Raw genomic sequence first — 24,655 nt, 5'->3', positions numbered from 1 at the left:
ATAAAGGCTTAATGTATAAGCCCCGTGCTAAGAACAGGTACAAGGTGTGGATCGAAACCCACCTGTAGGGCATTATCTGTAACTAATTGATTAGTCACGACGGCTGCCGGTTCAGGCTCTCCCCGTTTTGAACGCGGCACGATCCATAAGGTAAATATTCCATGAAAGACAATGCTCAAAAAGGTGTGTTGAGGCTCTACGGCATTAAGAACTGCGACACCATCAAGAAGGCACGCAGGTATCTGGATGCCAGCGGCGTGGATTATCAGTTCCATGACTACCGCGCTGACGGGCTCGACGCGGAGCTGCTCCAGAGCTTTATCGCAAAGCTTGGCTGGGAGGCGATGCTCAATACGCGTGGAACCACCTGGCGGAAACTGGATGAGTCTGAACGTGCCGCGGTGAACAATTCGTCCAGCGCGCAGGCATTAATGCTCGCCCACCCGGCAATCATTAAACGCCCGTTGCTCCACGCCCCGGATGGCTCTATGCTGTTGGGCTTCAGCGAATCCACTTATCAGACGTTTATTCAGGAGAAGTCATAACTATGCACTGTCCGGTCATTGAGCTGGCGCAACAGCTTATTCGTCGCCCTTCCCTCAGCCCTGATGATGCCGGTTGCCAGGCCATCTTGATTGCTCGACTACAGGCGCTGGGCTTCACCATTGAGACGATGAATATTGGCGATACGCTTAATTTCTGGGCGTGGCGCGGCAAGGGGGAAACCCTGGCCTTCGCCGGTCACACCGACGTGGTGCCCACTGGTGATGTCACGCGCTGGAACAATCCACCGTTTGAACCGACTATCCGCGACGGCATGTTGTACGGCCGCGGTGCGGCCGATATGAAAGGTTCGCTGGCGGCAATGGTCGTTGCCGCTGAACGTTTTGTTGCTAACTATCCGCAGCATGAGGGCCGTCTGGCGTTTTTGATCACCTCAGATGAAGAGGCAAGCGCCACTAACGGAACGGTAAAAGTGGTGGAAGCCCTGATGGCGCGTCATGAGCGCCTGGATTATTGTCTGGTCGGTGAGCCTTCCAGCACGGAAGTGGTGGGTGACGTGGCAAAGAACGGTCGCCGGGGCTCCATCACCGCTAATCTGACGATCCACGGCGTACAGGGCCATGTGGCCTATCCCCACCTTGCGGATAACCCGGTACATCGTGCCATGCCCGCGCTGAATGAGCTGGTTGCCACCGAATGGGATAAAGGCAATGAATTCTTCCCGCCAACCAGTATGCAGATTGCCAACGTGCAGGCCGGTACAGGCAGCAATAATGTCATTCCCGGCGACTGTTTCGTCCAGTTCAATTTCCGCTTCAGCACCGAATTGACCGATGTCATGATCCAGCAGAAGGTGCAGGCGCTGCTTGAACGCCATCAGTTACGCTACAGCATTGAGTGGAAACTCTCCGGCCAGCCGTTCCTTACCTCACGGGGCAAGCTTGTTGATGCGGTGGTCAACGCGGTTGAGCACTATAATGAAATCAGGCCGCAGCTGCTCACTACCGGCGGGACCTCCGACGGGCGCTTTATTGCACGCATGGGTGCACAGGTGGTAGAGCTGGGGCCGGTGAATGCCACCATTCATAAAGTTGATGAGTGTGTGAAGGCCGCTGATTTGCAGCTGCTCAGCCGCATGTATCAGCGGATTATGGAACAGCTGGTCGCTTAAAGGTGAAAAAATGGAATGGTTAAAAGAGTACTGGTGGATCCTGGTGATCCTGCTGATGGTTGGCATTCTAATGAACGTCTATAAAGACCTGAAGCGTATCGATCCCAAAAAATATCTGGACAACAAGCCAGACCTTCCGCCGCACCGGGATTTCAATCATAAGTGGGATGATGATGAGGACGACTGGCCCAAAAAGAAATAACGCCGGTTCTCCTCTCCAACCCCGGCGAACAGGCCGGGGTCACCGCAACTGCACTGAAATTTGTCCCCACGCTTCAACAAACGGGCAAACGTAAGTGGACCAACGGCAACCCTACCCTAATCCGCTAACCCACCGGCGGCAGCACAATGCACGCGGCTCATCCAGCAAGAGTAATCCCTGTTCCGCCTCGCGCCGCCAGTCGATCAGCAGCGCCTTACGCCCGGCCAGGGAAAAATGCTGGCATATCTGTGTGACGCTCTGCCCTTCTATCAGTGCAGCGTACAGCAGCGGAAGCCGACAGGCCTTCTGACTGACCAGCCGCCCCAACGCCGCCAAACTGGCTTCGTACGGCCGCTGCGCCCAGGCAAATCCGGCCAGCTCCTGCCAGTCATCCTCATTCAGCTGCCCATCGAAGCCCGTGGCCAGCGGTAAATTTTCCTGATCCAGCAGCTGGCGCAGCCAGTAACCATCACGCGCCAGCCGCCCCGTCGCCCGCTCCGTCAGCCGCTGACCGGCGCGGGTCAACGGGTAGAGAGCCATTGCCGTATAACATCCGCTGCTGGCCTCGCGCTGACTACCAAAACGCACCAGCTGAAAACCGCAGCGCTGCCAGAACCGCCACAGCCGCGGCGTGAAGCCAAAACTGACCGATAGAAAATCCAGTCCGCTCGCCGCGCGGCAGCTGCGGGATATAAGCTGCTGTCCGATACCGCGCCCGCGCAACGTGGGAGCAAGGGCAATGCGGCTGATACGCCGCGAACGCAGCTGCGGGGCTTCAGGCTGGCCGGCGTGCGCCGCCAGCGACTGTGCAACAAGGTTACCTCGCGGGCGGCGATAACCCGCCCAGACGGCGGTGGCAAGTTCGGCGCTCAGCCCGCCCTCATCCACCAGCCATAACGCGCCCTGGATATCATCCCCTTGCAGCGCCGCGCTGAAATGCATGCCGGGAGCATCCATCATCCGGCGCAGATCGAGGGGGGACGTTCGGTAGTGGGCGCTGGTCAATAACCGGTAGACGGCGGCCATGCGATCGGGACGGCGCGCCCAGTCGCCCTGCTCTAAAGACCGGATATCCACCGCATCTGGCCGGGGAGCAGATACCGCATCCTCGAACAGCAGCGCCCGGCTGATAAACTGTTCCAGCGGATCTTCCGCCGCATAGCGCAACGGCAAATCCAGCTGATGAGCGGTAACGTTCGGCAGCGCGGCACAAAACTTCAGCAAAAAGCCGCGCCCGGTGCCCTCATAGCCCTGAACCGTTGTCGTCATCAGCACATAAGGGAACAGGGCAACCAGCTGCTGTAACAGAGGTGACGGGATGGCTGCGGCCTCATCAATCAGCAACCAGTCGATGCCGGCCCGCAGCCGGTGCGCTTCAGCAAGCAGCCGATCGGGAGCGACAAACCGGAAGTGCTCTCCGGCATAGTGAGCCAGCACGTCCGTTGAGACTTTCGCAGGAGCGGTCACCAGGCTAAGCCCCGGCCAGCGCGCGGCCAGCATCCCTGCCAGCGCCGATTTGCCACGGCCACGCGCGGCGGTCACCACATAGATTCCAGGCTTAGCGCACAGGAGTGCGGCCAGTACCTGCTGCTGCTGACCGCTGTTATCACCCGGCCTGGTCAGCGGGTCAGGCAAATCGGGTACGGAGCAGCCATGATGCTGACGCCACAGCACAATACGGTTATCTTCCAGCAGCAGCTGCTGGAAACGGTGGATAAAAAAAGGAGAGGGAATGGGGCTGTCGCCTTCGCTCCAGCGTATTGAATCAGTATCTGGCTGAAGCGGCCACCGTTGCCATTCGGGAACCAGCATCACCAGCCAGCTTCCGGCTTGCAGCGTTCCAGCCAGCGCTGCCAACGCTTCGGCATGGAAACCTCGCCGGGCATCAAAAAGAACGTGGTGAAGCTCGCGTCCAAGCAGCGTCCGTACCGCCTGCGGCGTACAGTACTGCGCGGTAAGCGGCTGTTCGCCCACCGTCAACCAGTCACCGGGAAGTTGCGCCATACAGACGGCGGCCTGCTGTTCACACCAGGAAGCATCACCGCTGATGACCAGCAGGCGACGCCAGCCCAGCCTTTCGATTTGGCCTGTCGCCTTGAGCAAATCACTCACCGATGTTTAATCGGCAAAGGTATTACATTGAGCGGGATTGCCACCGTCGAAACCTTTTTTGAACCAGCTGTAGCGTTGCTGTGAAGTGCCGTGGGTAAAGCTGTCCGGCACCACGCGCCCCTGACTGCGCTGCTGCAGGCGGTCATCACCAATCGCCTGAGCCGCGTTAAGCGCCGATTCAAGATCGCCGGTTTCCAGCACCTTCTCCTGCTGCATATAGTAGCCCCAGACGCCAGCAAAGCAGTCTGCCTGAAGTTCCATCTTCACCGACAGCTGATTCACCTGGGTCTGGTTAGCTCCCTGCTGCATCTGACGCACTTTCTGATCGATCCCCAGCAGGTGCTGCACATGGTGTCCAACCTCATGGGCGATGACATAGCCCTGGGCGAACTCCCCTCCCGCCCCGAGTTTGGTTTTCATTTCGTCATAAAATGAAAGATCGATATAAACCTTACGGTCGCCCGGGCAGTAGAAAGGCCCCATGGCCGACTGACCGCTGCCGCAGGCGGTCGATGTTTGATTGCGGTACATCACCAGGGTGGGGGCCTGCCAGATTTTGCCCATTTTCTGGAACAGCTGCTGCCAGGTGTCTTCGGTCATAGCAAAAATGGTGCGGGTAAACTGCGCGGCCTCATCATCCTTCGGTGACGACTGCTGCTGGGTTGTCGGCGCAACGGAAGAACTTCCGCCGCTCAATAACGGACTGAGGTCGTAACCATAGTAACCAGCCACTATCACCACAATCAGCAGAGCGATGCCGCCTTTACCACGGGGAATGCGCATGCGCCCACCGCCAACGGTGCCTGACTGATCACGGCGGTCTTCCACATTGTCGCTTTCGCGACGCCCTTGCCAACGCATAACTGTCCCCTTGAAATTGATTCTTGTTTTATGGCTGAGTCGATTTTAGTCGCAGAAGGCGGGGAAAACCAGAAAACGCGAAAAAGCGCGTGATATTATGCAAAAGGCCAGGTTTCCCTGGCCCCGGCACTGCGCGGTAAATAAGGGTAAATCAGTCCAGCTTCACGCCCAGACGGTTTGCCACTTCTTCGTAGGCTTCTATCAGGCCACCCAGGCTTTGGCGGTAACGGTCTTTATCCATCTTATTCAGAGTGTCTTTGTCCCACAGGCGTGCGCCATCCGGGGAAAACTCGTCGCCTAATACCACTTCGCCCTTAAACAGGCCGAACTCAAGTTTGAAGTCCACCAGGATCAGGCCCGCATCGGCAAACAGCTTGCTGAGTACCTCGTTCGCCCTGTACGTCAGTTCGCGCATCCGCGCCAGATGCGTTTGGCTTACCCAGCCAAACGTTTCGCAATAGGATTCGTTCACCATCGGGTCGTGTTTAGCATCATCTTTAAGGAACAGGTCAAACAGGGGGGGATTAAGGATCATGCCCTCTTCCACGCCCAGGCGCTTCACCAAAGAACCCGCTGCGCGATTACGTATCACGCATTCCACCGGTACCATATCCAGGTTTTTAACCAACGCTTCGTTATCAGAGAGCAGGGCCTCCATCTGCGTTGGGATACCGGCTTCCTGCAGTTTGGTCATAATAAAATGATTGAACTTATTGTTAATCATTCCCTTACGATCGAACTGTTCGATACGCTCACCGTCCAGCGCTGACGTATCGTTACGGAATTCGAGTACCAACAGATCCGGGTTTTCAGTGCTGTAAACGGTTTTCGCTTTTCCGCGATACAACTCAGCTTTCTTTTGCATCTTGTTAACTCCACTCCAACGATAATGAACTGTACCCGGCATCATTCAGGCCGCAGGTAGATAACCATCGGGCAGGCAGAACCCACCCGTTAAAATTTGTCTGGCGGAATTATATGTTCCGCGGTTGAAAAACCGAAGCAATCGTTTACGCAGCGCCAAATTAAAAAGGCCGGAGGGTTTCCGGCCTTGTGGCTTACTTGCTGAAAGCGGCCTGGAACACCGCCACCAGCGCATCATTTTGCGACTGGGTCAACGGATGCCCTTTCGGATCGAGTAACTGCAGGCTGCTACGGTTATCCAGGTCACCGACCTGAAGTTTGTAATCACCATTTTTCAGTTGCGGGTCTTTGGCTCCCAGCTCATCGAAGGTGCTGCTGTCCGGTGCGCTGTATGACACTTTCAGGCTACCCTGCGAACGGTTGTCATCCTTGACCTGCATACCAATGCGTTTCAGCGTAGCAGGCAGGCGTTGCCAGACCACGTTGAACGGCGCGCGCAGGATCAGGTTAGGCAGGCCGGTATCATCGGCGCCGCTCTGTACATCAATTTGCGTCGGGCTACGGCTTGCTGCCGCATCTTCACGGTGGGTTTCTATCTTGTCCAGGCCCGCACTGATTTCGTTTAACATCTGCGCCGTGTAACGCTGGATCTGTACCGGAGAGTTAACCACTTTGTCCTGCTGTTGCAATTCAAGTAGCTTCACCATCAGCGCCTGCTGCCTACCCTGTTGCTGAACGCTCAGCTGGTAGCGGCCACGGTACTGATTGTCTTCATCTGCCCGGTTCCACTGAACCCAGTCGGTGGTCAGGGTTTGACGGGCATCCTGACGATCGGCTATAGGGAAGTTAGCGGCCTGAACCACCTCAATCACCTGTGTCCAGATGGAGCCGCTACGGCTGTCAATCAGCAGCGTACCGGTGTTACCGGCAAACTGGCTGCGGGTACCGTTCATTAGCGCCAGAGTCTGTGCCGGTGGACGGATATCAAGCTGCTTACCCACCGCGCCTTTTCCATTGACGGGCGGAACATCGAAGTCGCCGTTTTGTATTGGCAGGATCATGCCAGCAGGCGCGTGCAAATCGCTAAGATCGGTGGCCTGTAGGTAGGATTCATCACCGCTTACCTGACGCTTGTAACGCTGGTCATTGGAACAGGCTGCAAGCAGCATCACTATAGACAGTCCCACCACTTTCGCTACCGCGGACTTTTGTACTGAGTAAACCATCAATTCTCCCTAAATTTAAAGCAGGGCTGCATCTTTAAGCGCCTGCTCAACAACCGAACAACCGGCATCGGTCAGCGGCGTCATGGGTAGACGCAGCGTATCGGTTGCTATTAATCCTAATCGTTTCGCGGCCCATTTCACCGGGATAGGATTGGGTTCCACAAACAGTTTCTGATGCAAATGCATCAGGCGCTGGTTCAGGAGGCGTGCTTGCGCAAAGTTACCCTGCCGTGCCAAAGCACAGAGTTCAACCATTTCGCGCGCGGCGATGTTTGCCGTCACGGAGATAACCCCGTGCCCGCCCAGCTGCATGAAGTCCAGTGAGGTAGCATCATCGCCACTTACCAACACAAAGTCATCATTTACCAGCTGTTGGATCTGACTTACCCGCGATAAGTTCCCGATGGCCTCTTTTATTCCGATAATATTTTTTATTTTGGCCAGGCGACCAACGGTTTCCGGCAGGAGATCGGTGCCGGTACGCGAGGGAACGTTGTACAACATTTGCGGCAGTTCGGTATTTTCCGCAATGGTTTTAAAGTGCTGGTACAACCCTTCCTGCGTCGGACGGTTATAATAGGGGGTTACAGTAAGACAACCGACAACGCCTGAATTTTCAAAACGTTTAGTCAAACAGACGCCTTCAGCGGTAGCATTAGCCCCGGTGCCGGCAATGATGGGAATACGCCCATCGGCTAATTCCAGCGTCAGCAGAACCACATCACCATGTTCATCGTGGCTTAGGGTGGCTGACTCGCCGGTCGTTCCAACAGAAACAATTGCCGAAGTTCCGCTGGCAACATGATAATCGATCAGTTTTTTCAGGCTCGCGCGGCAGACATTTCCTTTGTCATCCATCGGTGTAACGAGCGCAACAATACTTCCCGTAAACATTAGTCATCCCCTCGACAAACAAGTGCTTCATGGTACGTTTGACAGTGTAATAAAAGCAAGCGCGCAGGTAGGCCTATGTGCTTGTCAGCAGTTTTTTTTATGTTTACCTTACTGTTATTAGCATTTAGACAGGAAGCTTGATTTTGCCGCAGCCATCGCAACACCACCTGGTTATCACCGCACTGGGCGTTGACCGTCCCGGGATCGTCAATACCATTACTCGTCATGTCAGCAGCTGCGAATGTAATATCGAAGATAGCCGTCTTGCTATTCTCGGCGAAGAGTTTAGCTTTATCATGCTGCTGTCCGGCAGCTGGCATGCGATAACGCTGATTGAGTCCACGCTTCCGTTGAAAGGGGCCGAACTGGAGCTGTTGGTCGTGATGAAACGCACCAATGCCAGCCTGCGGCCATCGATGCCAGCCACGGTGTGGGTACAGGTAGAAGTGGCAGATTCCCCACATATCATTGAGCGCTTTACCGATCTATTTGATACGCACCAGATGAATATTGCGGAGCTGGTTTCACGCACGCAGCCAGCGCAAGACAATAAGCCCCCGCTGCTCTACGTTCAAATAACGGCGCACAGCCCGGGCAGCCAGGATGCTTCTTTTATTGAACCGGCCTTCCATCAGCTATGTACAGAGTTACACGCTCAAGGCACTATTAAAGCCGTTTCCCACCACGGCGTTTAAGGTGCGAAACGGGTGTAATGTCCCCTTAATTTATGACGATAACTAACGGAGAGTAGTAATGAATCCACTGAAAGCCGGCGATATGGCACCGAAATTTAGCCTGCCCGATCAGGATGGTGAACAGATAAACCTAACCGACTTCCAGGGGCAGCGCGTCCTGGTATACTTTTACCCGAAAGCCATGACGCCGGGCTGCACCGTTCAGGCCTGCGGTCTGCGTGACAGTATGGACCAGCTGAAAAACGTTGGGGTTGACGTACTGGGCATCAGCACCGATAAACCGGAAAAGCTATCGCGCTTCGCCGAAAAAGAGCTGCTGAACTTCACCCTGCTATCTGATGAAGATCATCAGGTCAGCAACCAGTTTGGCATTTGGGGCGAAAAAACCTTTATGGGAAAAACCTATGACGGCATACACCGCACCAGCTTCCTGATTGACGCCGAGGGTAAAGTTGAGAAAGTCTTCGACGACTTCAAAACCAGTAATCATCACGATATCGTGATGAATTACCTCCAAAACGCGTAAACTTTGACGGCGGAACGCACCCTCCGGGCCGCCGCCATACGGGCGATGACGGCCCTGTAACGCTTTGCGCCAGCCAAACATCCTTATTGACGCTCTGCTGGCGCGCCACTTTTTATACCCAACGTGCTTTTATGGCGCATCCTGTGCGACGATCACACAGTTGCGCCCGGCATTTTTTGCCTGATAAAGCGCATCATCCGCCTGCACGAAGGTTTGATGCATGTCAGCCTCATCATCAGGTGCCCAGAAAGAGATACCGACGGAGACAGTCACATGCCCCACCGCCTCAAGGCGGATTTGCTCAATATGTTCACGGACCCTTTCAGCGATCATCAGCGCAATATCGCGATCGGCCCCCGGCAGGATCATGAGAAACTCTTCCCCACCATTACGGCAGATAATATCGCTTCTTCTCGCGGTCTTTGCCAACTGCTCCGCCACGGTTTTGATCACCTTGTCGCCGACAGCATGGCCAAACGTGTCGTTCACGCGCTTAAATCTGTCGATATCCAGAGCCAGTACGGCAAACTCCTGGCGGGCAGAGAGAAAATAGTCCAGCACCGCATAGAGACCGCGCCGATTAAGCAGCCCGGTCATCGGATCGGTTTGAGTTTCACTTTTCAGACGCCCTATCTTGTCCTGCATCAGCGCGATCCCAGCCAACATCGCCCGCTTAATCTGCGAGGACTCGTAGTACCACGAACGAATACTGTTGATCTCGTGTGAAACATTTTTCGTATCCATGCGGCTGGCTTTGCGCGCCAGCTGCCAAAGGGGAAACGCGATACGCCGTGCGAGGAGCAGCGCGAGGATCACCGTTAACAGGGCAAAAGGCACCGAATTTTTCAGTACCTGCAACAGCAGGCTGTTTAGCGGTAACAGCGTGGCTGCGGTCGGTTTCAGTGAGACAATCGTCCAGCCCGTTGAGGGAACCACGGCATAGCCAGCCAGTCCGGGTTTACCGTCCGGCATGACCACTTCAAGCCTTCCATTGCTGGCCTCTTTTCGCTGTTGCCGGGTAATCAATGGATCGATAGTTTTGCCCACCAGACTGCGATCCTGGTGATACAGCAGCCGGTTTTCACTGTCGATCACGTACAGCGAAGATCCGTCCCGATAAAACTGCTCGCCCAGGAGAACATCAAGAACGCTCTTCTTTTTCAGATAGATCGAGCCCCCCACGAAGCCCAGATAGCCGCCGCTTTTCGACCAGATGGGGCGTGATATAAATACCAGCAGATTGTTTGCGGTCGAGAGACCGGGTTGACTAATCAAAGATTTACGCTCGGCAAGTGCCTGCTTTGCCGCAGAGGAGCTAAGCTGCATGCCCTTTAGCATCAGCGATTCTGGTGAAATGGCGCGCACCCAGCCACGAGAATCGGCTATCACCACCGAGTTAAAACTGTGGGTTTGTCCGCGCAGTCGGTCAACTTCATCCTGTAGCCTGCTCTCGCTGCCGCTTTCTTCACTCAATATGCTAGCGCTGTAAGAGAGCTGTGATCTGGCAAGATCGAAAAATACCTCGGTGGTCGAAGCAAGCTTCGTCGCATAAACCCTGTTCGCTTCCAACGTATTGTCGATCAGTACCTCTCGCTGTACCCGCCAGCTGGCGTACAAAGAATTAGCAAGCGTGATCACGATACTGGCGACCGCCAGCAGGGTAATTAAGGTGCGCAAGTCCGTTTTGAGGCGGTTGAGTCTCAACGCAGACTCTCCATTAATAAAAGCATTCTAATCAGTGCCTTATAATATCGTTATGTGTTAGCCATGTTCGAACCCGTCCTGAAAAAGGCCGATCGTACGTGGCTAAATATGTTCAGTAATAATATAACATTTATCGGGTGAATGAATTTTCAAATCAATAGATGATTTCGCATTGACCCGCGCACAACGTCGCTGTTATTACGGCATTCACCCTGCAGACACACCATTTTTATCCGTTTCTTTCATTGCATGCAGTGGTTACTATATAGGATTGGTGCAGTGGAAAGATGACACAGAACATTTTACGCCGCTTTGGCGGTTAAAACAGCATTTCCTTTTAGGGTCTCGTATGTCTATCCGATTGAAGAAAATCCTGCTGATCTCGCTGCTCACCTCGGCCGTAGCCGCGAGCGCGCTTCCGGCTCACGCCGATGTCAGCGATAACCTGCCGGATATTGGCACTACGGCGGCGGGCACGCTATCGGTTAACCAGGAGCTGGCAATGGGCGATTTTTATGTCCGTCAGCTAAGGGCCAGCGCCCCGATCATCAACGACCCACTGCTCAATCAATATATCAACCGGCTGGGCCAGCGTCTGGTAGCGCATGCCTGGTCGGTAAAAACCCCCTTCCATTTCTATCTGATCCGCAATGATGAAATTAATGCGTTCGCTTTTTTTGGCGGCAACGTGGTTCTGCACTCTGCGCTGTTTCGCTACAGCGATAATGAGAGCCAGCTGGCGTCGGTTATGGCCCATGAAATCTCGCACGTCACCCAGCGTCACCTGGCACGATCGATGGAAGAGCAACAGCGCAACGCTCCCCTCACCTGGGTGGGGGCACTAGGATCGATACTACTGGCCATGGCCAGCCCGCAGGCGGGAATGGCGGCGCTAAGCGGTACGCTCGCCGGCACGCAACAGGGGATAATCAGCTTCACCCAGCAAAATGAACAGGAGGCAGACCGTATCGGGATTCAGGTGCTGCAACGTGCCGGCTTCGACCCGGAAGCCATGCCGGACTTTCTGCAAAAACTTGCCGACGCATCGCGCTATGCCTCAAAACCGCCGGAAATTTTACTGACGCACCCGCTGCCCGACAGCCGCCTGGCCGATACGCGTAACCGCGCAAATCAGATGAAGCCTGTAGTTGTCCAATCCTCCCAGGATTACTTTATGGCGAAAGTCAGGGCGCTGGGCATGTTCTCCACCGGGAAGAACCAGCTGAATGACGACCTGCTCACCCTTCTTTCACGCGGCAACAGTCGCGAGCAGGCCGCAGCGCAGTATGGCAAAGCGGTACTGCTGCTGGGTGACGGTAAATTTTCTGATGCTCTCAACATCATCACCCCGCTGCTGGCAAAGCAGCCTGACAACGTCTGGTATCTGGATATCATGACCGACATTGATATCGGACTGAAGCAGCCGCAGCGGGCGATCGGCCGCCTGCTGGCGGTAAAGAGCGACATCAGCAACAGCCCGGTCATTCAGCTCAACCTGGCTAATGCCTACGTAGAAGCGAAGCAGCCTGCCAATGCCAGCAAAATTTTATATCGCTATACCTGGGCGAATAAAGACGATGCCAACGGCTGGGATTTACTGGCACAGGCGTCTTCCCAGCTGGGGCTAAGCGATGAAGAGCAGGCCGCCCGGGCTGAAAGTCTGGCATTAGCCGGACAGCTTGACCAGGCGATCCGCAGCCTGAGCAGCGCAAGCGCTGCGATGCCGCTGGGGAGCCTGAAGCAGGCTCGCTATGATGCGCGCATAGATCAGCTGCGCCAGCTGCAGCAGCGTTTTCGCCAGTATCAGAAATAATAAGGGAGAGCACCTTGAGCAACGTACAAATCTATCATAATCCGCGCTGCTCGAAGAGCCGCGAAACGCTGGCGCTGCTAAGAGCACAGGGCATTGAGCCACAGGTTATTCTCTATCTTGAAACGCCTCCCGACATCGCCACGCTTGCCACGCTGTTGCAGCAGCTGGGGATGAGCAGCGCACGCGAGCTGATGCGCATCAAAGAGAATGACTATATTACCCTGGGTCTGGATGATGTGCAGGTTGGGGAATCGCAGTTGATGCACGCCATGGCCTCACGGCCGAAGCTTATTGAACGCCCCATTGTGGTTGCAAACGGTCAGGCGCGTATCGGCAGGCCGCCACGGAAGGTGCTGGAGATCCTTTAGAGCTCCAACGCCTCTTTCACAAAAGGAATGGTTAGCTTGCGCTGGGCGCTGATGGAGGCGTGATCGAGCCGATCCAGCGTCACGAACAGCGTGCGCATTTCGCGATCGAGGCGTTTCAAAAGAAAGCGGCCCACGTCTTCGGGCAGTTCAAAACCGCGCAGTCGGGCGCGCAGCTGCAGCGCTTGCAGTTTATCCTCATCGGAAAGAGGCTGCAGTTTATAAATTTGGCCCCAGTCCAGGCGCGAAGCCAAATCCGCCAGCTTCAGATTGAGCTGGCGCGGAGGACGATCCCCGGTGATCAGCAGCCGCGTTTTTCCGGTTTCTAAAATGCGATTATAAAGATCGAAGATCGCCATTTCCCAGAGTTCATCGCCTGCAATACATTCAATATTGTCGATGCAGACCAGCGACAGCTGCTCCATCCCGTCGAGCACTTCAGGCACAAACCAGGTGCGTTTATCCAACGGAACGTAGCCGACCGCATCGCCCTGCGCCGACAGTTCCGCGCAGGCGGCATGCAGAAGATGACTGCGCCCCCCGCCTTCGCGCGACCAGAAGTAAAAATAGCTGCCATGATGCTGGTGCAGTGCGCTCTGCAGCGCGGCCAACAGCGATGTATTCTCACCCGGCCAGAAGCTGGCAAAGGTTTCGTCATCGGGTAGGTAAAGTGGCAGTGAAAGCTGTGCCGGCGTGTTCAGAATCACCTCAGGTTTTGAGCAGGCGGAAAACGTGAAAATTCTAACACAATTCGGGCTGGATCATGAAACGCTATGCGGGGATGCCGAAGTTAGAAGCGGTGAGGACGCGCATTGTCCTGGCGAAAAGGGGCAGCAGCGTGCTGCCCCTTCAGGTTTACTGCGCGTCGTGACGCTTATCCGTCACCTCGATAACCTCTTCTTCTTTGCGTAACAGGCTGAACGCCTTGAAGATCAGGCTGAGCACAATGCCGACGATCGTGGCCAGCGCCATGCCTTTGAGTTCAGCAGCCCCGATATGCACTTTTGCCCCGCTGACGCCGATAATGAGGACAACCGACGTCAGGATCAGGTTTTGAGCCTTGTTATAATCCACTTTCGACTCAATCAGCACGCGAATACCGGAAGCGGCAATAACCCCGTATAGCAACAGCGAAACGCCGCCCATCACCGGCACCGGCACCGCCTGGATCGCCGCAGCCAGTTTGCCAATGCAGGAGAGCAGGATCGCCAGAATCGCCGCACCGCCAATCACCCAGGTACTGTACACGCGGGTGATCGCCATCACGCCGATGTTCTCTCCGTAGGTGGTATTCGGCGTCGAGCCAAAGAAGCCGGAGAATACGGTGGAAATCCCGTTGGCAAACATTGAGCGATGCAGCCCGGGATCTTTCAGCAGATCCTTCTTAACGATATTCGCCGTCACGACCAGGTGGCCCACATGCTCGGCGATCACCACCAGCGCAGCAGGCAGAATGGTGAAAATGGCGTACCACTCAAAACGCGGCGTATAGAAGGTAGGCAGAGCAAACCAGTGGGCTTCGCGTACCGGCGTCCAGTCGACCATCCCCATTTCCCAGGACAGTGCATAACCTGCCAGCACGCCGACCAGGATTGGGATAATGGCGAGGAAGCCGCGGAACATCACCGAACCAAAGACCGTGACGCCCAGCGTGACCATAGAGATAATGATGGTTTTATTGTCAGGCGCTGCGCCGTCAGCCGGTAATAAACCCGCCATGTTCGCCGCCACGCCCGCCAGTTCAAGACCGATCACCGCCACAATCGCGCCCATTGCCGCCGGGGGAAACATCACGTCCAGCCAGCCGGTGCCGGCTTTTTTAACAATCAGCGCCACCAGACAGAACAACACGCCGCAGAGAATAAAACCGCCCAGCGCCACTTCGTAACCCAAAGGCAACAGCAGCAGGACCGGGGAGATAAACGCAAAACTCGATCCCAGATACGCCGGGATTTTGCCCTTGCAGATTAACAGATACAGCAGCGTACCAATGCCGTTGAACAGCAGTACGGTGGCCGGATTGATATGGAACAGGATCGGCACCAGCACGGTGGCACCAAACATGGCGAAAAGATGCTGGAAGCTGAGTGGAATGGTTTGCAGCAACGGCGGCCGCTCGTCTACACCAATTGCACGACGTGTCATACGATTATTACCCCTTAGTGTGAGCCATAAAAAAGCCGACTCTGCGGTCGGCTTGTTAAATCAAACGTTATGTTGCAGCACCCTTGTGGCTGCATGCCAAATCGCCAAGGCATGCCGCCCTCACCCGCGCACGGGAAACGGAGCGTAAACAGGCCGTTGCGATGGGCTGCTGCATCCTTTATTTGGTACCGAAAATCTTGTCACCCGCATCGCCGAGGCCGGGGATAATATAGCCCTTCTCATTCAGCCCCTGGTCAACAGACGCCGTGTAAAGCTCTACGTCCGGGTGCGCCTTTTCCAGCGCGGCGATGCCTTCCGGCGCAGCGACCAGCACCAGCACTTTAATGCTGCTGCAACCGGCTTTTTTCAGCAGGTCAATGGTCGCGATCATCGAACCGCCGGTAGCCAGCATCGGGTCGACGACCAGCGCCATACGCTCTTCAATATTTGAGACCAGCTTCTGGAAATAAGGAACAGGCTCCAGGGTTTCTTCGTCGCGGTAGATGCCAACCACGCTAATTCGCGCACTCGGCACGTGTTCCAACACGCCGTCCATCATGCCCAGACCGGCACGCAGGATAGGGACAACGGTAATTTTCTTACCTTTGATCTGATCGACAGTGACCGGACCATTCCAGCCTTCAATGGTCACCTTCTCGGTTTCCAGGTCGGCGGTGGCTTCGTACGTCAGCAGGCTTGCCACTTCTGATGCGAGCTCACGGAAACGTTTGGTGCTTACGTCATCTCCCCGCATCAGACCCAGTTTATGTTTGACCAGCGGGTGTTTGACTTCCACGATCTTCATTGTTGTTCTCCCGGCGTGTTAAGCTGCAAAAAAAAATCGCGAGATTATAGCGCCATTTTCTCTGCTGCCCTATCACTTAGTGCAAATGTTTCTTTCTGCCGTCCGTCCTTTATAAGCATTGCCTGGGATCCGGGTCTACGCAACAATTGAAAAGATGACGCTCGCAAACGTTTGCCTGCGCTGGTAGAATTGCCGCGCTCTATTTTTACCACCACACCAATCGCAAACCGCGTGGGGATTTCGCAGTGACCGACAAAACCTCTCTCAGCTATAAAGACGCCGGCGTAGATATCGATGCGGGTAATGCTTTAGTCGACCGTATCAAAGGCGTAGTGAAAAAGACTCGTCGCCCGGAAGTGATGGGTGGCCTGGGCGGTTTCGGTGCCCTTTGTGCCCTGCCACAAAAATATCGTGAGCCGATCCTGGTGTCCGGCACTGACGGCGTTGGCACCAAGCTGCGTCTGGCGATGGATCTGAAACGCCATGATGCCATTGGCATCGATCTGGTCGCCATGTGCGTGAACGACCTGGTGGTATCAGGCGCAGAGCCGCTGTTTTTCCTCGACTATTATGCTACCGGCAAGCTCGACGTCGACACGGCGGCCAGCGTGATCACCGGTATCGCAGAGGGCTGTTCACAGTCTGGCTGCGCACTGGTCGGCGGCGAGACCGCTGAAATGCCGGGCATGTATCACGGTGAAGACTATGATGTAGCCGGCTTCTGCGTTGGCGTGGTGGAGAAATCCGAGATCATCGACGGCAGCAAGGTGGCAGAAGGGGACGTGCTGATCGCTCTCGGTTCAAGCGGCCCACACTCTAACGGCTACTCGCTGGTGCGCAAAATTCTGGCATTCAGCAACACCGACCCGGAAACCACCCAGCTGGAAGGCAAGCCGCTGGCGGACCATCTGCTGGCCCCAACGCGCATTTACGTGAAGAACATTCTCAGCCTGATCGAACAGGTCGACGTGCACGCTATTGCGCACCTGACCGGCGGCGGCTTCTGGGAAAATATCCCACGCGTGCTGCCGGATAACACCCAGGCCGTGCTGGACGAGTCAAGCTGGGAGTGGCCAGCCGTCTTTGGCTGGATGCAGCAGGCCGGGAACGTCAGCCGCTTTGAAATGTACCGCACCTTCAACTGTGGCGTCGGCATGGTGATTGCTCTGAGCGCGGCGGATGCGGACAAAGCGCTGCGGCTAATGAATGATGCGGGTGAGAAAGCCTGGAAAATCGGCGTGATCAAAGCCTCTGACTCTGAAGAGCGTGTGGTCATCAACGCATGAAACGCATAGTCGTGCTGGTTTCTGGTAACGGAAGCAATTTGCAGGCCATTCTCGACGCCTGCCAGCAGGGACGGATCGACGGCAGCATCGCTGCCGTCTTCAGCAACAAACCCGGAGCTTTTGCACTGGAGCGGGCGCGTGCCGCTGATGTTGATGCCCACGTGCTGGAAGCGGCCCCGTTCGCCAGCCGCTGCGCTTTCGATCGTCAGCTGATGCAGGAAATTGACGCCTATGCGCCCGATCTGGTGGTGCTGGCAGGCTACATGCGCATCCTTAGCGCAGAGTTCGTCGATCGCTACGCCGGACGCATGCTGAATATTCACCCTTCCCTGCTGCCGAAATATCCGGGCCTGCATACTCATCGCCAGGCCATTAAAAATGGCGACGAGGAGCACGGCACCTCGGTGCATTTTGTCACCGAGCAGCTCGACGGCGGCCCGGTAATTTTGCAGGCGAAAGTGCCGGTTTTCAGCGATGATACGGAAGAAGATGTCGCCGCTCGGGTACAGCATCAGGAACATGCTATCTACCCGCTGGTGGTGAGCTGGTTTGTTGCTGGCCGCCTGGCTATGCGTGATGGCGCGGCCTGGCTCGACGATCGACGGCTGCCCGCCGCCGGTCATGCCCTCGACTAAACACAGCGCCCCGCTCTGGGTTGAACTTCACGTCGGCCCACTTCAGCCATACCTTCCGGTAATATAATCTTCGGTACGCCGCTGGCGCGGCGTGGTAAACAGCGTATCGGTCAAACCAAACTCCACCACGCTCCCCTGATGCATAAACGCGGTATAGTCGGATACACGCGCCGCCTGCTGCATGTTGTGCGTCACCAGAATCAGGGTGAAATGCTGTTTCAGCGTGGTCATCAGTTCTTCAATCACCAGCGTTGAAATAGGATCGAGGGCCGAAGTGGGTTCGTCCAGCAGCAAAATCTCCGGCTCTATGGCAATGGCACGGGCAATGACCAGACGCTGCTGCTGCCCGCTGGAGAGCGTCAGGGCATTCTGCCACAGGTTATCCTTTACCTCTGCCCAGAGAGCCGCAGCACGCAGCGCACGCTCTACGGCTTCATCCAGCACGCGCCTGTCGCGAACCCCCTGTAAACGCAGGCCGTACACCACGTTGTCATAAATGGATTTAGCAAAGGGATTGGGCCGCTGAAAGACCATGCCAACCCGGCGGCGCAGCGCGCAGAGATCCTGTCCGGCTGCCTGAATCGAGTGCTGTTGCAGACGGATATCCCCGCTGATACGGCAGCTTTCGATGGCATCATTCATGCGGTTAAAGCAGCGTAGCAAGGTCGACTTGCCGCAGCCCGAAGGGCCGATGAGCGCGGTGATACGATGGGCGGGCACCCGCAGGCTGATCTCATTAAGCGCCTGTTTCTCGCCATACCACAAGCTCAGATTATCCAGTTCCAGCGCGGTATCCGCATCATCAATAGTGATTGCCATAAAGAGTTCCGAGTTAATGCATCAGCGCACGGTAGCGCTCGCGCAGACGATGGCGCAATATCATCGCCATCAGATTTAAAGCCAATATCAGTAATACCAGCAGCAGCGCTGTGGCAAAAACCAGCGGGCGATCGGCTTCGGCATTAGGGCTCTGGAAAGCCAGATCGTAAATCTGAAACCCGAGGTGCATAAACTTACGGTCGAGATGCAGGTAAGGGAACAGCGCATCGACCGGCAGTTCCGGCACCTTTTTGACCACGCCCACCAGCATCAGCGGTGCCGTTTCTCCGGCGGCGCGCGCTACCGCCAGGATCAGACCGGTCAGCATGGCGGGCGCGGCCAGCGGCAGCGTAATATGCCACAGGGTTTCCGCCTGGGTCGCCCCCAATGCCAGCGACCCCTGACGTAGCGAGGGGGGAATGCGCGACAGCCCTTCTTCGGTGGCAACAATCACGACCGGCAGGGTGAGCAGTGCCAGCGTCAATGAAGCCCAAAGCAGGCCGGGCGTGCCAAAGGTGGGATTGGGCAGCGTGGCGGAGAAAAACAGGCGGTCAATGCTGCCGCCCACCAGCCAGACAAAGAAACCGAGACCAAATACGCCATAGACAATGGAGGGAACGCCCGCGAGGTTAACGACCGCGATGCGCACCAGACGGGTCAACCCGTTATTTCCGGCATATTCGTGCAGCCAGATTGCCGCCACCACGCCTAACGGCATCACCACCACGGACATCAGTAGAACCATCAGGATGGTGCCGAAAATCGCCGGGAATACGCCGCCCTCACCAAGATTACCGTCTCCGGAGTCACTGACAAAAAGCCACAGCTGGTGACCAAAATGCCGCCATTTCATCCCGGTGGTCATGGCATTTGGCTGCCAGGCGGCGGCGATCTGCGCCAGCGGGATTTCGTGCCTGACGCCGCCAGCATCGCGCAGTATCAAAACGGTACTGCGACTCTCCTGATCCAACGTCGCCAGGACAGACGACTGGTTCGTAAACTGTCGCAGCAGCTCGGCGCGGTCCGATTCATACGCAGACTGGGATTCCGGCGTATAGCGCTGATGAATGCGTTGCTGCCGTCTTGTTTGTTCAAGCTCACCAATCTGCGCATTGAGTCGCGCCAGCGTCACCCGACGCAGAGTCTCCGCCTCATCAAGGATCTCATGAGTCTGTATCAAACGCTGCTGCAAAGTCTGAAAAAGATTTTGTGCGGTCAGCGGGTGCTGGTCTTCCAGCAGTCCCTCGAACCAGCCGTAGGCATTGCCGCCGGAGCGCCGTTGCAGCACGATGGCCTGCACGGGCGTTTCCTGGCGCAGGATGTCGCTGGCAAGCAGCGGGCGAAAATCCGCGCTATCGGCATCGCGGTTACCGGTTTTAATCAGATAGCGCGTGACGCTTTCCGGCAGATTTTCCGGATGCGGCTGGCCGCTATCCTGTAGCTGCTGGCGCGACACCTGTTGCATTGAGGTCACCTCACCCAGCATCTGCACCTGCCCAGCCGGCGCATTTAGGGTGAAAAGCACCAGAGGCTGCGGCCAGAAATAGCGTAATCCCTGCCAGGCAAGCAGCGCGATAAGCAGCAGAAAAGCCAGCAGGCTAACGGACACCGCTCCGGCGGTTAGCCAGCGCCAGCGGTTATTACCCGCAGCCGCATCGTTCATCACTGTATCTCCCACTGTCGGTAACGCTGCCGCAGGCGCTGGCGCACCAGTTCAGCAAGGGTATTGACCACCAGTGTAAATACCAGCAGCACCAGCGCCGATAAGAACAGCACACGATAGTGAGCGCTTCCTGCCGCCGCTTCCGGCATTTCTACCGCAACATTGGCCGCCAGCGAGCGCAAGCCTGCGAACAGTCCGCCGTCGGTTTCAGGGGTATTTCCGGTAGCCATCAGCACAATCATCGTTTCTCCTATCGCCCGACCAAATCCAATCATCAGAGCCGCAAAAATACCGGATGATGCAGCGGGGAGAACCACTCGCGCCAGCGTCTGCCAGGGGGTGGCACCCAGCGCCATTGAACCTTGTCCGAGTGAAGCGGGCACGCTGAAAATGGCATCCTCAGAAAGGGTAAATATCAATGGGACCAGGGCGATCCCCATCGCCACCCCCGCCACCAGCAGATTGCGCTGCTGATAATCGGCACTTAAACGTTCCGCCAGCCCCTGCCCCCAAAGTGCCTGCTCCAGCAGCGGGATTGCCCACAGGGCAAACGCGGCGCTTAACAGTAATAACGGCATCAGCAGCAGCACTTCCTTTCCTTCCGTGCGCCAGCGCTTTTGCCACCTGGACGGTAATTTTTGCACCGCCCAACTGCACAACAGCAGCATTGCCGCGAGGATCAGCGGCAATAGCAGAACGCCGAGCAGGCGGTCGGCCACCCTGGGGGCAAGCCACAGCCCTGCAACCAGCCCAATGACCACACCCGGCAGCGCCCCCATCATTTCAATAGCGGGTTTCACCCAGCGTCTGAGGCCCGGCGTCATAAACCACGCGGTATAGATAGCGGCGGCCAGCGCCAACGGCGTGGCAAATAGCATTGCCAGGCCCGCCGCTTTTAACGTTCCCACCACCATCGGCACCAGGCTATATTTTCCCTGGTAATCATCATTGGCCGAGGTCGACTGCCAGACATAATCAGGTTCAGGGTAGTTTTCATACCAGACTTTGTGCCACAGGCTGCGCCAGCTGACGTCTGGCCAGGGATTGCTCAGGCGATAGTGTTGCCAGGTGCCGGCGCGCTCCACTAACAGCCCATCGCCTTCGGGAGCGAACTGCGCCATCTGTGCACCGGGCGGCAGCTGACGGCTAAGGATGGCCCCCTGCTGCTTGCTGGCAAACAGCCGGAGTTCGCCCTGCGGACTCAGGGTGGCAAAGACGCGACGATAAGGCTCAGTCACCATCAGCGGTTGCCACTGCGCGTCGACGAAATGGCGAATAAAGCGCAGCTGTGGCCCCCGGCCGCTGGCGATATCAAACCACTGCCCTATGCCCCGCTCGTCCGCAATCAACAGTGAAGTCCCGCCACTTAACAGCCTTATATCCGTGGGCTTTTGCGCCAGCGTCAGAGACTCGCGCAGCCGGGGTTCACCGCTGCCGACGATCCACACCTGTAGCTGCGTGCCGGACAGCGTATACAGCTTACTGCCGTCGGGCGCGAGCAAAAGACGCTCGACGCCGCTGATATTCAGCCGGTAGGTTACCGCAGGCTGTCGCTGCGCCTGCAAACGCCGCAGGACAACATGACTGGGCGTGGCCAGTGCTACCTGCCAGCTATCCTCAGCGCTCTGTGCGAGAGCAAAATGCCGGACGTTATCTTCACCGCTTGAAAGCGGCGTATCGCCAAGAGGAAATGTCCAGCGTGGATTTGCGCCAGAGGTAAAATCGGGTTGCACCAGCACCATCGTGCCGCGATCTGACAGCAGCAGCACGCTGTGATTGTCCATGCTGGCACTGGCCCGGATACGACCGGGCAGTAGCATCAAGGCCGGGGAAGTCGGTTCAGCATTGAGCGGAATAAAACGCCCACTGCCCTGATGATCAATACGCCAGCCCCACTTCTGCTGCCGATCCATCCCCAGGGCTACCGCCTCATTGCTTTGCCGCAGCGCGATCGGGCTTTCTGCCTGAAAGCCCGGGGCGATAAACAGCGGCACCACGACCCAAATCAGCCAGAAAAGCAGCAGCATCATGACCAGTAAGATGGCCATCCCACACGCGGTCACCACGCGCCGCGTCAGCCTTTCAATAAAGCGGCGATGCCCGGCGTTGTCGTGAACGGGGATTGGGCGGTCGGTCATGTCAGAGTGGCTTTCCATGTTAGTTCAAAACCGTTATGTTGCCCGTCTGTGATTAATAAGACAATCAACATTCACCGGGCGTTGGACAATGCTGCCATACTGTCGCCATAATGTTTCAGGATAATGGCTACCTTTATCCTGAAGCAGCGAACGGAGTAAAAATGGGTCAGGAAAAGTTGTATATTGAAAAAGAGTTAAGTTGGTTATCCTTTAATGAACGCGTTTTGCAAGAGGCGGCAGACAAGACTAACCCGCTGATTGAACGTATGCGCTTTCTTGGCATTTATTCCAATAATTTAGAAGAGTTTTACAAAGTTCGCTTTGCTGACCTTAAGCGCCGAATTCTTATCGGTGAAGAACAGGGTATTCCCGGCACGCCGCGTCACCTGCTAAAAAAAATTCAGGCGCGGGTACTGAAGGCCGATCAGGAGTTCGACAGCCTCTACAACGACCTGCTGCTGGAGATGGCACGTAATCAGATCTTCCTGATCAATGAACGTCAGCTTTCACCGAATCAGCAAAGCTGGCTGCGCCACTACTTCAAACATCATTTACGCCAGCACATTACGCCGATCCTGATAAACCACGACACGGATTTAATTGAGTTTCTTAAGGATGACTACACTTATCTGGCGGTAGAGATCATCCGCGGAGAAGAGATAAGCTACGCGCTGCTGGAGATCCCGTCGGATAAAGTGCCGCGTTTCGTCAATCTGCCCCCTGAAACGCCGCGCCGCAGAAAGCCGATGATCCTGCTGGATAATATTTTGCGTTACTGCCTGGGTGATATTTTTCGCGGCTTTTTTGATTATGACGCGCTTAACGCCTATTCAATGAAGATGACGCGCGACGCGGAATATGACCTGGTCACAGAGATGGAATCCAGCCTGCTGGAACTGATGTCATCAAGCCTGAAGCAGCGCCTGACGGCTGAGCCGGTGCGCTTTGTCTATCAGCGTGATATGCCGGATGCCATGGTGGAGCTGCTGCGCAACAAGCTGAATATATCCAATTACGACTCGATTGTGCCCGGCGGACGTTATCATAACTTTAAAGACTTTATTAGCTTCCCCAACGTTGGCAAAGCCAATCTGGTGAACAAACCGCTGCCGCAGCTGCGCCACATCTGGTTCGACCGTTTTCGTAATGGATTTGATGCTATCCGTAACCGCGATGTGCTGCTCTACTATCCCTATCACACTTTTGAACATGTGCTTGAACTGCTGCGCCAGGCCTCTTTCGACCCGGCGGTGCTGGCAATCAAAATCAACATTTACCGCGTTGCAAAAGACTCGCGCATCATTGACGCGATGATCCATGCCGCCTACAACGGTAAAAAAGTTACGGTGGTCGTGGAGCTTCAGGCTCGTTTCGATGAAGAAGCCAATATTCACTGGGCAAAGCGTCTGACCGAAGCCGGAGTCCATGTGATCTTCTCGGCTCCGGGGCTGAAAATTCACGCCAAGCTGTTCCTGATCTCACGACGTGAAAACGGGGAGATCAACCGCTATGCGCATATCGGCACCGGTAACTTTAACGAAAAGACCGCACGGCTTTACACCGATTACTCGCTGCTGACCGCCGATGCGCGCATTACCAATGAAGTGCGACGCGTATTCAACTTTATTGAAAACCCGTATCGACCGGTGACTTTCGAGCACCTTATGGTATCGCCACAGAATTCGCGGCAGATGCTGTATCAGCTGATCGATAATGAAATAGCCAATGCGCAGCAGGGCATCCCTGCCGGGATAACCTTGAAGATCAATAACCTGGTGGATAAAGGTCTGGTCGATCGCCTGTACACCGCTTCCAGCGTAGGCGTCAAAGTCGAACTGGTGGTGCGCGGCATGTGCTCATTAATACCCAATCTGGAAGGGATCAGTGATAATATCCGGGTGATCAGCATCGTTGACCGCTATCTGGAGCACGATCGCGTTTATATTTTTGATAACGCCGGAGATAAGAAGGTATTCTTATCTTCAGCAGACTGGATGACGCGCAATATTGATTACCGGATTGAAGTCGCCGTTGCCGTACTCGATCCCATTCTGAAGCAGCGCATCCTGGATATTATTGCCATTCTTATGAGTGATACGCTGAAGGCCCGCTTCGTTGATAAAGAGCTGAGCAACAGATATGTTCCGCGCGGTAATCGCCGTAAGGTTCGTTCACAGCTGGCGATCTACGAATACATTAAATTACTTGAACAGCCTGACTAACCATT

At 55.7% G+C, this 24,655-nt stretch carries 22 protein-coding genes; 10 read left to right on the top strand and 12 right to left on the bottom strand.

Annotated elements, in window-relative coordinates; all coding sequences use genetic code 11:
* Positions 1 to 161 precede the first annotated feature (161 nt).
* Genes ETA_RS06420 through ETA_RS06410 form a run of 3 tightly spaced genes read left to right on the top strand, consistent with a single transcriptional unit; the run spans position 162 to position 1,877 of the window.
* On the top strand, positions 162 to 545 hold the full coding sequence (locus tag ETA_RS06420; protein ID WP_012440819.1) for an ArsC family reductase: 384 nt from the start codon (positions 162 to 164) through the stop codon (positions 543 to 545).
* A gap of 2 nt (positions 546 to 547) precedes the next feature.
* The gene (gene dapE, locus ETA_RS06415) at positions 548 to 1,675 is read left to right on the top strand and encodes a succinyl-diaminopimelate desuccinylase (RefSeq protein ID WP_012440818.1); all 1,128 of its coding nucleotides are present in this window, start codon (positions 548 to 550) and stop codon (positions 1,673 to 1,675) included.
* Positions 1,676 to 1,685: 10 nt separating this feature from the next.
* Positions 1,686 to 1,877, top strand: a complete 192-nt coding sequence (locus ETA_RS06410) for a YpfN family protein (protein WP_012440817.1) — start codon at positions 1,686 to 1,688, stop codon at positions 1,875 to 1,877.
* A gap of 111 nt (positions 1,878 to 1,988) precedes the next feature.
* On the opposite strand, the gene ETA_RS06405 is transcribed toward ETA_RS06410, so the two are convergent.
* From ETA_RS06405 to dapA, 5 genes are all read right to left on the bottom strand, one after another.
* Positions 1,989 to 3,989 carry a tRNA(Met) cytidine acetyltransferase TmcA gene (locus ETA_RS06405; protein WP_012440816.1) on the bottom strand — a complete coding sequence of 667 codons (2,001 nt, stop codon included), beginning with the start codon at positions 3,987 to 3,989 and terminating at the stop codon, positions 1,989 to 1,991.
* Between the two features lie 6 nt (positions 3,990 to 3,995).
* The gene (gene ypfJ, locus ETA_RS06400; protein WP_012440815.1) at positions 3,996 to 4,850 is read right to left on the bottom strand and encodes a KPN_02809 family neutral zinc metallopeptidase; all 855 of its coding nucleotides are present in this window, start codon (positions 4,848 to 4,850) and stop codon (positions 3,996 to 3,998) included.
* A gap of 151 nt (positions 4,851 to 5,001) precedes the next feature.
* Positions 5,002 to 5,715 carry a phosphoribosylaminoimidazolesuccinocarboxamide synthase gene (gene purC / locus ETA_RS06395; protein WP_012440814.1) on the bottom strand — a complete coding sequence of 238 codons (714 nt, stop codon included), beginning with the start codon at positions 5,713 to 5,715 and terminating at the stop codon, positions 5,002 to 5,004.
* Between the two features lie 193 nt (positions 5,716 to 5,908).
* Complete coding sequence (gene bamC / locus ETA_RS06390; RefSeq protein WP_042958732.1) at positions 5,909 to 6,940, bottom strand: outer membrane protein assembly factor BamC; 1,032 nt, start codon at positions 6,938 to 6,940, stop codon at positions 5,909 to 5,911.
* A gap of 15 nt (positions 6,941 to 6,955) precedes the next feature.
* Positions 6,956 to 7,834 (bottom strand): 4-hydroxy-tetrahydrodipicolinate synthase, encoded by an 879-nt coding sequence (dapA, locus tag ETA_RS06385; protein WP_012440812.1) that lies wholly within the window; start codon positions 7,832 to 7,834, stop codon positions 6,956 to 6,958.
* A gap of 143 nt (positions 7,835 to 7,977) precedes the next feature.
* Between dapA and ETA_RS06380 the strand changes: the two genes are divergently transcribed.
* Together ETA_RS06380 and bcp are read left to right on the top strand one after the other, a co-directional pair.
* Positions 7,978 to 8,529 carry a glycine cleavage system transcriptional repressor gene (locus ETA_RS06380; RefSeq protein WP_042958730.1) on the top strand — a complete coding sequence of 184 codons (552 nt, stop codon included), beginning with the start codon at positions 7,978 to 7,980 and terminating at the stop codon, positions 8,527 to 8,529.
* A gap of 58 nt (positions 8,530 to 8,587) precedes the next feature.
* Positions 8,588 to 9,055: a thioredoxin-dependent thiol peroxidase gene (gene bcp / locus ETA_RS06375; protein WP_012440810.1), complete on the top strand. Its 468-nt coding sequence runs from the start codon at positions 8,588 to 8,590 to the stop codon at positions 9,053 to 9,055.
* A gap of 129 nt (positions 9,056 to 9,184) precedes the next feature.
* On the opposite strand, the gene ETA_RS06370 is transcribed toward bcp, so the two are convergent.
* On the bottom strand, positions 9,185 to 10,759 hold the full coding sequence (locus ETA_RS06370) for a sensor domain-containing diguanylate cyclase (RefSeq protein ID WP_012440809.1): 1,575 nt from the start codon (positions 10,757 to 10,759) through the stop codon (positions 9,185 to 9,187).
* A gap of 349 nt (positions 10,760 to 11,108) precedes the next feature.
* Between ETA_RS06370 and bepA the strand changes: the two genes are divergently transcribed.
* A complete protein-coding gene (gene bepA, locus ETA_RS06365; protein ID WP_012440808.1) occupies positions 11,109 to 12,572 on the top strand; it encodes a beta-barrel assembly-enhancing protease in 1,464 nt (487 codons plus the stop codon).
* Between the two features lie 14 nt (positions 12,573 to 12,586).
* Positions 12,587 to 12,940, top strand: a complete 354-nt coding sequence (gene arsC, locus ETA_RS06360) for an arsenate reductase (glutaredoxin) (protein ID WP_012440807.1) — start codon at positions 12,587 to 12,589, stop codon at positions 12,938 to 12,940.
* Here the strand turns inward: arsC and hda are convergent.
* The 3 genes from hda to upp all read right to left on the bottom strand — a co-directional run bounded on the left by hda (position 12,937) and on the right by upp (position 15,887).
* A complete protein-coding gene (hda, locus tag ETA_RS06355; RefSeq protein ID WP_231853318.1) occupies positions 12,937 to 13,638 on the bottom strand; it encodes a DnaA inactivator Hda in 702 nt (233 codons plus the stop codon). The genes arsC and hda overlap by 4 nt on opposite strands.
* A gap of 154 nt (positions 13,639 to 13,792) precedes the next feature.
* On the bottom strand, positions 13,793 to 15,082 hold the full coding sequence (uraA, locus tag ETA_RS06350; protein ID WP_012440805.1) for a uracil permease: 1,290 nt from the start codon (positions 15,080 to 15,082) through the stop codon (positions 13,793 to 13,795).
* Between the two features lie 178 nt (positions 15,083 to 15,260).
* Entirely contained in the window at positions 15,261 to 15,887 is a 627-nt protein-coding gene (gene upp / locus ETA_RS06345) for a uracil phosphoribosyltransferase (protein ID WP_042958728.1), read from the bottom strand.
* A 245-nt stretch (positions 15,888 to 16,132) separates the two neighbouring features.
* On the opposite strand from upp, the gene purM reads away from it, so the two are divergent.
* Both purM and purN read left to right on the top strand, forming a co-directional pair.
* Complete coding sequence (purM, locus tag ETA_RS06340) at positions 16,133 to 17,173, top strand: phosphoribosylformylglycinamidine cyclo-ligase (RefSeq protein WP_012440802.1); 1,041 nt, start codon at positions 16,133 to 16,135, stop codon at positions 17,171 to 17,173.
* The gene (gene purN / locus ETA_RS06335) at positions 17,170 to 17,808 is read left to right on the top strand and encodes a phosphoribosylglycinamide formyltransferase (protein ID WP_012440801.1); all 639 of its coding nucleotides are present in this window, start codon (positions 17,170 to 17,172) and stop codon (positions 17,806 to 17,808) included. The genes purM and purN overlap by 4 nt, the downstream gene beginning before the upstream one ends.
* 42 nt (positions 17,809 to 17,850) lie before the next feature.
* Here the strand turns inward: purN and pstB are convergent, their stop codons facing one another.
* The 3 genes from pstB to ETA_RS06320 are packed head-to-tail and all read right to left on the bottom strand — an operon-like array spanning position 17,851 to position 22,446.
* The gene (pstB, locus tag ETA_RS06330; RefSeq protein WP_012440800.1) at positions 17,851 to 18,627 is read right to left on the bottom strand and encodes a phosphate ABC transporter ATP-binding protein PstB; all 777 of its coding nucleotides are present in this window, start codon (positions 18,625 to 18,627) and stop codon (positions 17,851 to 17,853) included.
* 13 nt (positions 18,628 to 18,640) lie between these two features.
* Positions 18,641 to 20,290, bottom strand: coding sequence for a phosphate ABC transporter permease PstA (pstA, locus tag ETA_RS06325; protein ID WP_012440799.1), 1,650 nt, complete (start codon positions 20,288 to 20,290; stop codon positions 18,641 to 18,643).
* Complete coding sequence (locus ETA_RS06320) at positions 20,290 to 22,446, bottom strand: ABC transporter permease subunit (RefSeq protein ID WP_012440798.1); 2,157 nt, start codon at positions 22,444 to 22,446, stop codon at positions 20,290 to 20,292. The genes pstA and ETA_RS06320 overlap by 1 nt, the downstream gene beginning before the upstream one ends.
* 143 nt (positions 22,447 to 22,589) lie before the next feature.
* Between ETA_RS06320 and ppk1 the strand changes: the two genes are divergently transcribed.
* Entirely contained in the window at positions 22,590 to 24,650 is a 2,061-nt protein-coding gene (gene ppk1 / locus ETA_RS06315; protein ID WP_012440797.1) for a polyphosphate kinase 1, read from the top strand.
* Positions 24,651 to 24,655: the final 5 nt, after the last annotated feature.

Source organism: Erwinia tasmaniensis Et1/99, from assembly GCF_000026185.1.
GTDB classification, from domain to species: domain Bacteria; phylum Pseudomonadota; class Gammaproteobacteria; order Enterobacterales; family Enterobacteriaceae; genus Erwinia; species Erwinia tasmaniensis.
Note: the sequence above shows the minus strand (reverse complement) of the source record. Positions and strands in the feature narration are given on the sequence as shown.

Excerpts from the sequence above, each read along its gene's own strand:
- ETA_RS06420 (WP_012440819.1), top strand. The coding sequence starts at position 162 with ATGAAAGACAATGCTCAAAAAGGTGTGTTGAGGCTCTACGGCATTAAG.
- dapE (WP_012440818.1), top strand. The coding sequence starts at position 548 with ATGCACTGTCCGGTCATTGAGCTGGCGCAACAGCTTATTCGTCGCCCT.
- ETA_RS06410 (WP_012440817.1), top strand. The coding sequence starts at position 1,686 with ATGGAATGGTTAAAAGAGTACTGGTGGATCCTGGTGATCCTGCTGATG.
- ypfJ (WP_012440815.1), bottom strand. The coding sequence starts at position 4,850 with ATGCGTTGGCAAGGGCGTCGCGAAAGCGACAATGTGGAAGACCGCCGT.
- purC (WP_012440814.1), bottom strand. The coding sequence starts at position 5,715 with ATGCAAAAGAAAGCTGAGTTGTATCGCGGAAAAGCGAAAACCGTTTAC.
- bamC (WP_042958732.1), bottom strand. The coding sequence starts at position 6,940 with ATGGTTTACTCAGTACAAAAGTCCGCGGTAGCGAAAGTGGTGGGACTG.
- dapA (WP_012440812.1), bottom strand. The coding sequence starts at position 7,834 with ATGTTTACGGGAAGTATTGTTGCGCTCGTTACACCGATGGATGACAAA.
- bcp (WP_012440810.1), top strand. The coding sequence starts at position 8,588 with ATGAATCCACTGAAAGCCGGCGATATGGCACCGAAATTTAGCCTGCCC.
- bepA (WP_012440808.1), top strand. The coding sequence starts at position 11,109 with ATGTCTATCCGATTGAAGAAAATCCTGCTGATCTCGCTGCTCACCTCG.
- uraA (WP_012440805.1), bottom strand. The coding sequence starts at position 15,082 with ATGACACGTCGTGCAATTGGTGTAGACGAGCGGCCGCCGTTGCTGCAA.
- upp (WP_042958728.1), bottom strand. The coding sequence starts at position 15,887 with ATGAAGATCGTGGAAGTCAAACACCCGCTGGTCAAACATAAACTGGGT.
- purN (WP_012440801.1), top strand. The coding sequence starts at position 17,170 with ATGAAACGCATAGTCGTGCTGGTTTCTGGTAACGGAAGCAATTTGCAG.
- pstB (WP_012440800.1), bottom strand. The coding sequence starts at position 18,627 with ATGGCAATCACTATTGATGATGCGGATACCGCGCTGGAACTGGATAAT.
- pstA (WP_012440799.1), bottom strand. The coding sequence starts at position 20,290 with ATGAACGATGCGGCTGCGGGTAATAACCGCTGGCGCTGGCTAACCGCC.
- ETA_RS06320 (WP_012440798.1), bottom strand. The coding sequence starts at position 22,446 with ATGGAAAGCCACTCTGACATGACCGACCGCCCAATCCCCGTTCACGAC.
- ppk1 (WP_012440797.1), top strand. The coding sequence starts at position 22,590 with ATGGGTCAGGAAAAGTTGTATATTGAAAAAGAGTTAAGTTGGTTATCC.